This is a genomic window from Rhodococcus sp. ACPA1, from assembly GCF_002300195.1.
Lineage (GTDB): Bacteria > Actinomycetota > Actinomycetes > Mycobacteriales > Mycobacteriaceae > Rhodococcus_F > Rhodococcus_F opacus.
On the sequence record NZ_NSDX01000011.1, the window covers coordinates 294,687 to 306,972 of the forward strand.

Here is a 12,286-nt window from a genome sequence, read left to right on the forward strand (position 1 = left end):
AGGCAAGGCTAACCAATACCCGGCGCGGCGCGGCTTCCGGCCCCACTACTCGCCGACTCACACCTGGAACCGGTACCCCATCCCGGCCTCGGTGATGAGGTGACGCGGATGGGACGGGTCGTCCTCGAGTTTGCGCCTCAGCTGCGCCAGATACACCCGCAGGTAGTGGGTCTCGGTGGCGTACGCCGGGCCCCACACCTCCCGCAGCAGTTCCTTCTGCCCCACCAGCTTGCCCTTGTTGCGCACGAGCATCTCGAGCATTCCCCACTCGGTCGGTGTCAGGTGCACCTCGGCCCCCGCCCGCCGCACCGTCTTCGCCGCCAGATCGACCGTGAACGAATCCGTCTCCACCACAGGTTCACTCGTGTCGACGGCCGTCGTCGCCCGGCGGGCGGCCGCACGCACCCGGGCCAGGAACTCGTCCATCCCGAACGGCTTGGTGACGTAGTCGTCGGCGCCGGCGTCGAGAGCTTCGACCTTGTCCGCGGAATCCGTCCGGGCCGACAGCACGATGACCGGTGCGGGGCACCACCCGCGGAGGCCGGCCAGCACCTCGGTCCCGTCCATGTCGGGTAGCCCGAGGTCGAGCACGATCACGTCCGGCGGTCGCTCGGCCGCGGCGCGCAGGGCGGCCGCCCCGGAGGCGGCCGTCACCACGTCGTACCCGCGCACGCTCAGATTGATCCGCAGGGCGCGGAGAATCTGCGGTTCGTCGTCGACGACGAGAACTCTCGTCATGAATGCTCCCCTCCCGCCCCGGCCAGCTCCACCACCATCGTCAGACCACCGCCGGGGGTGTCGGTGGCGCTGATGGTCCCGCCCATCGCGTCGACGAATCCGCGGACGACGGAGAGCCCGAGCCCGACTCCCGTGGTCGTGTCGCGGTCCCCCAGCCGCTGGAACGGGGCGAACATCTCGTCTGCCCGCCCACGCGGAATTCCCGGCCCCGTGTCGGCGACGGTGATGACGGCGCGGTCGCCCACCGCCGCGGCACCGACCCGGATCACGGAGTCCTCACCGTAGCGGAGTGCGTTGTCGATCAGATTGGCGAGCACCCGCTCGAGCAGGCCCGAATCCGCCATCGCCGTGACCGTTCCGACGTCGACTTCCACCCTTTCCCTGGCCCGGGTCCCGGTCCGGCCGCCGATTCCCAGACCCACCAGCGCCCGGTGCACCACCTCGTCGAGGTACACCGGCCGCAGCGTCGGGGTCACCACTCCCGCCGCGAGACGGGAAGAGTCGAGCAGGTTCCCGACGAGAGAGGTCAGCACGTCGGCCGATTCCTCGATGGTCGCGAGCAGTTCGGCGGTGTCCTCCGGGGAGAAGTCGACGTCGTCGCTGCGCAGGCTGGACGCGGCGGCCTTGACCGCGGCCAGCGGGGTCCGGAGGTCGTGGCTGACGGCGGACAGCAGCGACCGCCGCAACCGGTCGGCCTCGGCCAGGGCCTGCGCCCGCCCCGCCTCCTGCGCGAGCTCGGTCTGGCGGATCATGCCCACCGCCTGGTTGGCGACGGCGAGCAGCACCCGACGATCCCGGGCGTGCAGTTCGCTGCCGTGCAGGGCGAGCGCGTATTCCCCTTCCCCCACCTCGCAGACGGTGTCGGCGTCGGCGATGCTCACCGGTGGGTGCGGCCCGACGGACCCCACCGGACCGCGGTCGCGGTGCAGCACGCTGACCGAATCCTGGCCGTAGGTCTCACGCACCTTCCCGAGCAGCGTGTCGAGGTCGGCGCCGCGCAGCACCGATCCGGCGAACAGTGCCAGCAACTCGGCTTCCTGCGACGCCCGGCGGGCTTCCCGTGACCGTTTGGCGGCCGCGTCGACCAGGACCGCGACGGCGACGGCCACCACGAGCAGCACGACCGTGGTGATGAAGTTGTCCGGTTCGGCAATGGTGAAGCTCCGCACCGGCGGCGTGAAGAAGTAATTGAGGAACAGACCCGAGATCAGCGCGGAGAAGGCCGCGGGGGCGACACCGCCGAGCAGCGAGACGAGCAGCACCACGATGAAGAACAGGGCTCCCTCGCCGACCAATCCGAGCCAACGGTCGACGGCACTCATCACCAGCGTGGCCACCGTCGGTACGAGGACCGCGGCGATCCAGGCGATCGCCCTGCGCGAACGGGATCCCACCGGCGACAACCGCCTCGGGCGGTGGGATTCGCCGTGCGTCACCATGTGCACGTCGATCGACCCGGACTGTTGCACCACGCTTGCGCCGATGCCCTCGTCGAAGATCCGCGCCCACCGTGAACGTCTCGACGTGCCCAGCACCAGTTGTGTGGCGTTCACGGTCCGGGCGAAGTCGAGCAACGTGGCCGGGACGTCGTCGCCGACGACGCTGTGCAGACTCGCGCCGATATTCGCGGCGAGGGCCCGTACCTTGCCCATCTCCGGAGCCGAGACACCCGCGAGGCCGTCGCCGCGCACCACGTGCACGACGATCAGTTCGGCGCTGGATCTCGACGCGATCCGGCCGGCGCGCCGAACCAGCGTCTCCGATTCCGGTCCGCCCGTCACCGCGACCACCACCCGTTCCCGGGCCTCCCACGTGTCGGTGATCTTGTTCTCCGCACGATATTTCGCGAGTGCGGCATCCACCTGGTCGGCCACCCACAGCAGGGCGAGTTCGCGGAGTGCGGTGAGATTCCCTTTCCGGAAGTAGTTGCTCAGCGCCGCGTCGACTTTGTCCGCGGCGTAGATGTTGCCGTGGGACAGCCTGCGGCGCAATGCTTCCGGCGTGATGTCGACCAATTCGACCTGGGTGGCGGCGCGCACCACCTCGTCGGGAACCGTTTCCTGCTGCACCACGCCGGTGATCCGCTGGACCACGTCGTTGAGGCTTTCGAGGTGCTGGACGTTGAGCGTCGAGAGGACGTCGATCCCCGCGGCGAGGAGTATCTCCACGTCCTCCCAGCGTTTCTCGTGGACGCTGCCCGGCGTGTTCGTGTGCGCGAGCTCGTCGACGAGGACCAGCGCCGGTCTGCGGGCCAGTACCGCCTCGACGTCGAGTTCCCGGCCGAGCGTGCCCCGGTAGGCGATCAGCTTGGGCGGAATCAGTTCGAGGTCACCGAGCTGCGCCGCCGTGCGGTCGCGGCCGTGGGTCTCCACCACGGCCGCGACCACGTCGCACCCCCGCTCCCGGCGGCGGTGCGCCTCACCGAGCATCGCGAACGTCTTGCCGACGCCCGGCGCGGCACCGAGATAGATGCGCAGTTCACCGCGGCGGCGTTCGACGTCCCGGCGCTCGCCGTCGGTTCCGGTACCACTCACCTCGCCATCATCCACCAGCGGTCGGGGCCGTGCACTCAGGAGCGGTCCGGCCGAGGGCCAGGTTCAATTCGAGGACGTTCACCCGATCCTCACCGAGGAAGCCGAGTTGCCTTCCCTCGGTGTTCTCGTCGACGAGTTGCCGAACCCGGGTCTCGCTGAGGCCGTTCTCCGCCGCCACCCTCGGCACCTGCAACGCCGCATATGCGGGGCTGATGTGCGGATCGATGCCCGAGCCGGAACCGGTGACCGCGTCCGCCGGTACCTCGGCGGGGTCCACCCCTTCCCGGGTGGCGATCGCCGCCCGCCGGTCGGCGATGAACGTCGCCAGGATCTCGCTGCTCGGTCCCTGATTGGTGGGCAGCGCGACAGCGGGGTCGCCGGGTGCGAACGGATCCTGATCGGCCACCGACCCGGTGACCCGGTTGTGGAAGAACGGATCCGGCTCCCCCGCCGGCACCTGCGGCTCGACACCGACCCACCGGCTCCCGACGACGCAGCCGGTGCTGTCGCGCACCGGAGACCCCTCGGCCGCTCCGGCGCCGATCCTGCTCACCCCCCACACTGCGGCCGGATAGAGCACACCGAGGACTGCTGTGAGTGCGAGCAGGACGAGTAGTCCGGCCCAGGTCTGCCGGAGCAGGCCGATGAGAAATCGCATGCGGGATCACCCAATTCCGGGAATGAGACGAACGACGAGGTCGATGAGCCAGATACCGGCGAAGGGTGTGATCACACCGCCGAGGCCGTAGATCAGCAGGTTGCGGCCCAGCAGCGTCGACGCGGACGCCGGACGGTAGCGAACGCCTTTCAGCGACAACGGGATCAGCGCGACGATCACCACGGCGTTGAAGATCACCGCCGACAGGATGGCCGACTCCGGGGTGGCCAGCCGCATGATGTTCAGCGTGTCCAGCTGCGGATAGATGCCGCTGAACAGGGCGGGGAGAATCGCGAAGTACTTGGCCAGGTCGTTGGCGAGCGAGAACGTGGTGAGCGCACCGCGCGTGATGAGCAGTTGCTTGCCGATCTCCACCACCTCGATGAGCTTGGTGGGATCCGAATCGAGATCCACCATGTTCCCGGCTTCCTTCGCCGCCGACGTGCCGGTGTTCATCGCCACCCCGACATCCGCCTGGGCCAGCGCCGGAGCGTCGTTGGTGCCGTCCCCGGTCATCGCGACGAGCCGGCCGCCCTCCTGTTCTTTGCGGATCAGCGCGAGCTTGTCCTCGGGTGTCGCCTCGGCCATGAAGTCGTCGACTCCGGCCTCGGCCGCGATGGCCTTCGCCGTCAACGGGTTGTCGCCGGTGACCATCACCGTGCGAATCCCCATGGCCCGCAGTTCCGCGAACCTCTCGGCGATGCCCGGTTTCACCACGTCCGACAGCGCGACCACGCCGAGGACGGTCGCCGCGTCTCCGCGGACGGCGGCGACCACCAACGGCGTCCCCCCGGACTGCGCGATCTGGTTCACGCTGTCGGTGACCGCGGGCGCCGCGCGCCCGCCGAGCGCCTGCACCCAGGTCAGCACGGCGTCGCTCGCGCCCTTGCGGATCCGGGTGCCGTCGATGTCGAGTCCGCTCATCCGGGTCTGCGCCGTGAACGGCACGAACTCCGCTGCTCTTTCCATCTCGGACGGTGCGGGGTCCAACCCGAAGTCGCGGGCGCACAGGTCCACGATGCTGCGACCCTCGGGGGTGCCGTCCGCGAGGCTGGACAACCGTGCGGCCGTGGCCAACTCGATCGCGGAAACCCCCGGCGCGGGGTGCAATGCCGTGGCCTGCCGGTTGCCGAACGTGATGGTGCCGGTCTTGTCCATCAGCAGTGTGTCGATGTCGCCGGCGGCCTCCACCGCCCGCCCCGACATCGCCAGGACGTTCCGCTGGACCAGTCGGTCCATCCCGGCGATACCGATGGACGACAGCAGGGCCCCGATCGTGGTGGGGATCAGGCACACCAGCAGCGCGATCAGCTTGATCGGATCCTGCTCCTGGCCCGCGTACAGGCCCATCGGACCGATCGCGACGACGGCCAGCAGGAAGATGATCGTCAGCGACGCCAGCAGGATGTTCAGCGCGATCTCGTTCGGCGTCTTCTGCCGCGCCGCCCCCTCCACGAGGGCGATCATCCGGTCCACGAACGACTGTCCGGGGGCCGCGGTGATGCGGACGACGATCCGGTCGGAGAGCACGGTCGTGCCACCGGTGACGGCACACCGGTCGCCGCCGGATTCGCGGACGACGGGCGCCGATTCGCCGGTGATGGCCGACTCGTCCACGGTCGCGATGCCGTCGACGACGTCGCCGTCGCCGGGTATCACCTCCCCCGCCTCGACGACCACCCGGTCGCCGACGGTGAGTTCGGTACCCGCCACCGACTCCACCCGGCCGCTCACCGTGATCCGGTGGGCGACCGTGTCCTGCTTCACCTTCCGCAGGCTCGCCGCCTGCGCCTTGCCCCGCCCCTCCGCGACCGACTCGGCCAGATTCGCGAACAACACGGTGAACCACAACCAGGCGACGACGGCCCAGGAGAACACCGACGGGTCGGCGACGGCCATGACGGTGGTGACGACGGAACCGACGAACACCACGAACATCACCGGGTTGCGGGCGAGGTGCCGGGGGTCGAGTTTGCGCAGGGCGCCCGGTAGCGCCGTCACCAGCTGAGCGGGGCTGAAGATTCCCGCCTTCACGGACGCCGGGTCGTGGCCGGCCTCGGGCGTCATGGTCGCCGCCCCGGTTTCCGGACGACTGGTCACGTTCACACTCATTGCAGGGCCTCCGCGATCGGTCCCAGCGCGAGGGCCGGGAAGAATGTCAACGCCGCGACGAGCACGACGGTGCCGGTGAGGAGCCCGGTGAACATCGGGCCCGCCGTCGGCAGGGTTCCGGCGCCCGCGGCGGTCTTCTTCTGCGACGCCAGGGATCCGGCGAGCGCGAGGACGAAGATGATCGGCAGGAACCGGCCGAACAGCATGCACAGGCCGAGAGCGGTCTGGAACCAGTCGCTCGTCACCGTCAGCCCGCCGAACGCACTGCCGTTGTTGTTCGAGGCCGACGCGAACGCGTACAGCACTTCCGAGAACCCGTGGATGGATCCGGGACTTCCGGGGTCGCCGCTGTTGCCCTGGTAGCCGGTGGTCGAGGACAGGATCACGGTGATCCCGGTGCCGATCAGGACCAGCGCCGGCATCACCAGTACGGACAGGGCGGCGAGCGTGATCTCCCGCTGCCGCAGCTTCTTGCCCAGGTATTCGGGTGTGCGGCCGACGAGGAGTCCGCCGACGAAGACGGCGATCAGGGCGAGGACGAGGATTCCGTAGAGCCCGGTGCCGACACCGCCGGGCGCGATCTCACCGAGCAGCATGTTGAGCAGAACGGCTCCGCCCCCGAGTGGCGACAGGCTGTCGTGCGCCGAATTCACCGCGCCCGTGGATGTTCCGGTGGTGCTCACGGCGAACAGTGCCGTACCGGGAATTCCGAAACGAACCTCCTTGCCCTCCATCATCGCGCCCGCGGCGGTGGCGGCGACGCCGCGCCGACCCGACTCCGCCGCGAGCGTGACCGCGAGGAGCGAACCCCACAGGATGCCCATCACGGCGAGCAGGGTCAGCCCCTGCTTGCGATCGCCGACCATGGTGCCGAACGTGCGGGTGAGGGAGACCGGGATCAGCAGGATCGCGAGGATCTCGACGATGTTGCTGACCGGCGTCGGGTTCTCGAACGGATGCGCCGAGTTGGCGGCGAGGATCCCGCCGCCGTTGGTGCCGAGTTCCTTGATCGCTTCCTGTGAGGCGACGGGTGCGAGCGCGTTGGTGACGGAGTTGCCGTCCAGACCGGTGGACGCGAAGCCCGGGTGGAAGGACTGGATCACGCCCTGGCTCAGCAGGATCAGTGCGATCACGAAGGAGAGCGGCAGCAGAATGCGCAGGCTGCCGCGGGTGAGATCCACCCAGAAGTTGCCGATCTCACCGCCGCGCGACACCCGGACGAACCCGCGGATCAGCGCCACTGCGACGGCCATGCCCACCGCTGCGGACACGAAGTTCTGCACGGCGAGCCCGACCGGCTGGGTCAGGTTGCTCATCGTGGTTTCGGGCGCATACGACTGCCAGTTGGTGTTCGTCACGAACGACACGGCCGTGTTGAACGCCACTGCGGGACTGACCCCGGAGAGGTCCCCGGACAGCGGCAGCACTCCCTGGATGCGCTGCAGGGCGTAGAGGAACAGCACACTCGCCGCCGAGAATCCCAGCACGCTGCCCGTGTAGCCGTACCAGGTCTGCTCGGTGTGGGGGTTGATGCGGCACAGGCGGTACAGCACGGATTCGACGCGAAGGTGACGGCGTGATTCGTACACGCGCGCCATGTAGTCGCCCACCGGCACGTATGCGACCGCGAGTACCGCGAGGACGAAGGCGACCTGCAGTCCGGCCGCCAGGGCAGGCGTCATCAGAACCGCTCCGGGTCGATGAGCGCGATCAGGAGGTACACGACGAGCGCGGCGGCGATCGCGACGAGCGCGACCGTGAGTATTCCGGCGCCCGTCATTTCACGCGTCCGGTCTGCAGGGCACGGAGAACGAGCGCGCAACAGGCGAATCCGCCGAGGACGAGCGCGACGTAGGCCACATCGGCCATGTGAGGATCCCTCTTCGTACTGATCCTGCGGTTCAGCGCAGGCATGACACCCCACGGTTGTGGGGTGTCATGCCAGCATCACGCGCGATCTCGGCGACAGAGGCGGCGCTGACGAAGCGCTTACGGGACTCCTACGGCTCTTGACGCTTTCCTTACGCGGTCCGGGTCAGCCGCGACACGGACGCGGGCACGGGTGTGCCGCTCGCCACCCACGGCGCCGGGACGGGCGCACCCGCGACCGACCGCACAGGGACCACGCCGGCCCAGGCGCTGCTGGTCTCGGTGGGTTCACCCGGTGGCGCGTCCCGCACCTTGACGGTCCACTGGCCCGGCGTGATCGGGAGGGCGAGGGCCAGTGTCGCGGCGAGTTCCTTGCGCCGGTGCCCCCGGACCTCCGTGCTGCGGCCGGGGATCAGCACGTCCGACAGCGCATTCAGTGCGTCGGCGGATTCGTCTTCGCCGAGGGTGACGAGGTTGCCCCGCACCACCGCCGAACGGTAGTTGGCGGACGAGTCGAACAGGGTGTCCGCGACGACGATTCCGTCGAGCATCGCGACGCACAGCGCCGCCGGTGCGCCCGCCGCCACCTGCCGCAGCGCGCCGGCCCCGGTGGAGCCGTGCAGCAGGATCCTGTCGCCGTCGCGGGCGTAGAGCATCGGCACGGCCCACGGCAGCCCGTCGACGACGGTGGCGAGGGTGCCCATCGGCGCGGCGTCGAGGACGGCGTCGAGTTGCGCTCGTTCGGTGCGGGCACGGTCCGGGTATCTGATGATCTTGTCCACGAGACCATCCTCACCCCCATGTGGATCACCCCTCCAGATCCACAATCACCATTATTGGCAGACCAGTATTGTCAGGACCATGCCCCGGATCAGCCCCGAACTGCACCTGACGTTGCGGCTCCCCGACACCGACGCGCCGCTTCGGCACCGCATCGCGGAGTCGATCCTCGACGAGATCCGCGTGGGTCGCCTGCGGCCCGGCGACCCACTGCCCTCCACGCGGGCGCTGGCCGAACACCTGACGGTCGCGCGGGCGTCGGTGGTCGACGCCTACGACGAACTCTGCGCGTCCGGGTACGCGAACGCCCGCGCCGGTTCCGGCACGCGGATCGCACCGGGCGCCGACGTGGCGGCCCGCGCGCACGTCGCCTCGCACACGATCACCCGATCCTCGGAGCGGGCCTCCTCCGCTGCCCCCGAGAAGCCGGCGGCGCTGTGGGATCTCACTCCGGGGCACCCCGATCCCGCCCTGATCTCCACCGTCGACTGGCGCCGGGCGTGGCGGTCGGCCGCCGCCGCGGCCGTGACGTCGGACGCCCCGGGCCCCGGCGCGCACGCGGAGTTGCGACGGTCTCTCGCGGCGCATCTACGCCGCACCCGGGGGATCGCCGCGCGCCCCGACGAACTGGTGATCGTCCCCGGAGTGGGCGCTGCGCTCCGCACCCTCGTTGCCGCAGCAGGACTCGGCGGCCGGGACGTGGTGTTCGAGGAGCCCGGCTACAGCCGGGCCCGCACCGTCCTCGACGGTTCGGGGGTGCGGACGCGCTGCGTGTCCGTGGACGGCGACGGCCTCGACCCCGCGCTGCTGCGTGCGTCCGACGCCGCGGCCTACTGCACGCCTGCCCATCAGTATCCGATGGGTGCCCGGATGCCGGTGGGCCGCAGGGCCCGGCTCGTGGCCGACGCCGCGGCGTCCGGAACGGTGATCATCGAGGACGACTACGACGGCGAGTTCCGCTACGACGTGTCGGCGCTGCCCGCCCTGCGCAGCATCGACCGCGGGTCCGAATGCGTGGCGTACGTGGGCACGGCGTCGAAGATCCTCACGCCCTCGATCCGGGTGGCGTGGGTGATCGCGCCTCCGGCGCTGCGGCCGGGACTCGTCCGGGCCCTCGACGCGAGCGGTGAGGCGTGCTGCTCGATCACCGCCCTCGCGCTGGCGCATTTCATCGACTCGGGTGCGCTGTCACGGCACCTGGCCCGCGCCTCCCGCACCTACTCGGCCCGCCGGGCCGCCTTCGTCACGGCACTGCAGCGGCAACTGTCCGCGGTCCACACGGGCGGTGCCGGGCTCGCCGGCATCGAGGCCGGTCTCCACGTCGTCCTGACGCTGCCCGGTTCCGTCGACGACGTCGCCCTGTCGGCTGAGCTGCGGGAACACGGTGTGACGGTTCCGAGCCTCGCCGACTACCGCACCATCCCGGACGGACCGCGGGGACTGGTGTGCGGGTACGCCCGGCTTCCCGAATCGCAGGCCCGCGGGGCAGCCGAGGCGATCGGCGGGGTAGTCCGGCGACATCTCGGCTGATACTGTTCGTTCGAACGAACAGTTACGGGGAGGGGCGACATGAGCGCGGAACAATTGGACGATCGACGGCAGCGCGACGACGACGGGGATCGGGCCCCGGGACTCGTCGAGCAGGTGACGGCGCTGACCTCCGGCGCCACGACCTCGGTCGCTGCCACCCGCGCCGCCCTCGACCGCATCGACGCGAGCCAGCGGACGCTCAACGCGTTCAAGGTGATCCGCCGGAACAAGGCACTGGCCGAAGCCGCCGAGGCCGACCGCCGGATCGCCGCCGGTGAGCGCCTGCCGCTGCTCGGGGTCCCGATCGCCGTGAAAGACGACGTCGACGTGGCCGGCGAGCCGACCGCGTTCGGGTGCCCGGGCGACTTCCCGCCCGCGGCGCGCGACTCCGAGCTGGTGCGACGACTGCGCGCCGTCGGCGCCGTCGTCGTGGGCAAGACCAACAGTCCCGAGCTGGGACAGTGGCCGCTCACCGGCGGACCCGCCTTCGGGTACACCCGCAATCCCTGGAACGGTGACCACACCCCCGGAGGGTCGTCCGGCGGCGCCGCGGCGGCCGTGTCCGCCGGTGTGGTGTCCGCGGCGATCGGTTCGGACGGCGCCGGATCCATCCGCATCCCCGCCGCCTGGACCAACCTCGTCGGGATCAAGCCGCAACGCGGCCGTATCTCCACCTGGCCTGCTGCCGAGGCGTTCTACGGCCTCACCGTCAACGGCCCGCTGGCCCGCACGGTCGCCGACGCGGCCCTGCTTCTCGACGTCGCATCGGGACCGCACGAGGGCGACCTGCACACCCCCGCACCGGTCACCGTCAGCGACGCGGTCGGCCGCGACCCCGGACCGCTGCGCATCGCGCTGTCGCTGCGGATCCCGTTCACCGCGACCCCCACGTCGCTGCATCCCGAGGTCCGCCAGGGCGTCGCACGGATCGCCGAGGCGCTGCGCAGGCTCGGGCATCGCGTCGTGGTGGACGACCCCGACTACGGGATCATGTTCGGGCTCGGCTTCCTCCCGCGGTCGATGGTCGGCATCGACGACTGGGTGCGGAAGGTCCCGGACCCGTCACTCGTCGACCCCCGCACGAAGGGCAACGCCCGGACCGGACGACTGTTGCGCGGGGCACCGCTACGCGCCGCCCGTGCCGCCGAGCCGAGGATGCAGCGACGAGTCGGCGCGATCTTCGACGAGTACGACCTCGTCCTCGCCCCGACCACCGCGACTCCCCCACCGAGGGTCGAGGGGATCGACGGCATCAGCTCCTGGGCCACGGACAAGGTGATCACCGCGGTCTGCCCGTACGCGTGGCCGTGGAACGTGCTGGGCTGGCCCAGCGTGAACGTCCCGGCCGGGTTCACATCCGGCAACCTGCCGACCGGAGCCCAGCTGATGGGACACGAGGGTGCCGAGCCACTGCTGGTGTCGGTTGCGGCCCAGCTCGAGTCGGTGCTGCGGTGGGACCTCGAACGTCCCGAGAAGTGGTGGTGACCGATGGCTTCGACGGACGTTCGTGACCGCATCCTCGCGGCGGCGCTGCACATCGTCGGCACGGAAGGCATTCCCGGCGTGACCAATCGACGGATCGCCGCGCAGGCCGGCGTGTCGCTCGGCTCCATCACGTACCACTTCCCCACGCAGACGGACCTGTTGCGCGCCGCGTTGTCCGGGTTCGTGACGGAGGAGACGCAGCGGCTGTCGGAGCTGGCGGAGGGATACCGGGACAAGGGGCTGAGTCTCGAGGACGCCGCGGCACTCACCGGGAAGGTCGCGAAGGATCTGGCGTTCTCCGCCGAGCGGATCGCCCCGTTCGAGCTGTACATCCAGGCGGGACGCGACCACGAGCTGCGTCAGGCCGCCGCCGAATGTTTCGCCGCGTACGACGATTTGACGGTGACGATCCTCACCGCCCTCGGCGTCCCGGACGCCGCGTCCGTCGCCCCGACCATCGTCGCCACCATCGCCGGCCTGCAGCTCAGGAGACTCGCGACCGGAAGCAACGGCGATCAGGACTTCGCGACGTCGGTACTCCTCCTTCTGAGGGCCGCCGGCCCCGTGAGTGGTTGACGAG

Annotated in this window: 10 protein-coding genes; 3 read left to right on the top strand and 7 right to left on the bottom strand. The window is 70.2% G+C overall.

The features are described 5' to 3' along the window. Positions 1–57: 57 nt before the first annotated feature. The 7 genes from CJ177_RS37790 to CJ177_RS37820 all read right to left on the bottom strand — a co-directional run bounded on the left by CJ177_RS37790 (position 58) and on the right by CJ177_RS37820 (position 8,693). Entirely contained in the window at positions 58–738 is a 681-nt protein-coding gene (locus CJ177_RS37790) for a response regulator (protein ID WP_005247902.1), read from the bottom strand. Continuing rightward, positions 735–3,272, bottom strand: coding sequence for a sensor histidine kinase KdpD (locus CJ177_RS37795; protein WP_095870170.1), 2,538 nt, complete (start codon positions 3,270–3,272; stop codon positions 735–737). Before CJ177_RS37795 ends, CJ177_RS37790 begins: the two co-directional genes overlap by 4 nt. Before the next feature lie 7 nt (positions 3,273–3,279). Continuing rightward, positions 3,280–3,930 (bottom strand): potassium-transporting ATPase subunit C, encoded by a 651-nt coding sequence (locus CJ177_RS37800; protein ID WP_025432918.1) that lies wholly within the window; start codon positions 3,928–3,930, stop codon positions 3,280–3,282. A gap of 6 nt (positions 3,931–3,936) precedes the next feature. Next, a complete protein-coding gene (gene kdpB / locus CJ177_RS37805; RefSeq protein ID WP_095870171.1) occupies positions 3,937–6,042 on the bottom strand; it encodes a potassium-transporting ATPase subunit KdpB in 2,106 nt (701 codons plus the stop codon). Continuing rightward, positions 6,039–7,724: a potassium-transporting ATPase subunit KdpA gene (gene kdpA, locus CJ177_RS37810; RefSeq protein ID WP_005247909.1), complete on the bottom strand. Its 1,686-nt coding sequence runs from the start codon at positions 7,722–7,724 to the stop codon at positions 6,039–6,041. Before kdpA ends, kdpB begins: the two co-directional genes overlap by 4 nt. Then, on the bottom strand, positions 7,724–7,822 hold the full coding sequence (gene kdpF / locus CJ177_RS37815; protein ID WP_025432920.1) for a K(+)-transporting ATPase subunit F: 99 nt from the start codon (positions 7,820–7,822) through the stop codon (positions 7,724–7,726). The genes kdpA and kdpF overlap by 1 nt, the downstream gene beginning before the upstream one ends. A gap of 241 nt (positions 7,823–8,063) precedes the next feature. After that, complete coding sequence (locus CJ177_RS37820) at positions 8,064–8,693, bottom strand: pyridoxamine 5'-phosphate oxidase family protein (protein ID WP_005247912.1); 630 nt, start codon at positions 8,691–8,693, stop codon at positions 8,064–8,066. A 79-nt stretch (positions 8,694–8,772) separates the two neighbouring features. Between CJ177_RS37820 and CJ177_RS37825 the strand changes: the two genes are divergently transcribed. Genes CJ177_RS37825 through CJ177_RS37835 form a run of 3 tightly spaced genes read left to right on the top strand, consistent with a single transcriptional unit; the run spans position 8,773 to position 12,282 of the window. Beyond that, the gene (locus tag CJ177_RS37825) at positions 8,773–10,221 is read left to right on the top strand and encodes a PLP-dependent aminotransferase family protein (RefSeq protein ID WP_025432921.1); all 1,449 of its coding nucleotides are present in this window, start codon (positions 8,773–8,775) and stop codon (positions 10,219–10,221) included. Between the two features lie 39 nt (positions 10,222–10,260). Next, a complete protein-coding gene (locus CJ177_RS37830) occupies positions 10,261–11,706 on the top strand; it encodes an amidase (RefSeq protein ID WP_005247916.1) in 1,446 nt (481 codons plus the stop codon). A gap of 3 nt (positions 11,707–11,709) precedes the next feature. Continuing rightward, the gene (locus tag CJ177_RS37835) at positions 11,710–12,282 is read left to right on the top strand and encodes a TetR/AcrR family transcriptional regulator (RefSeq protein WP_095870172.1); all 573 of its coding nucleotides are present in this window, start codon (positions 11,710–11,712) and stop codon (positions 12,280–12,282) included. Positions 12,283–12,286 lie beyond the last annotated feature (4 nt).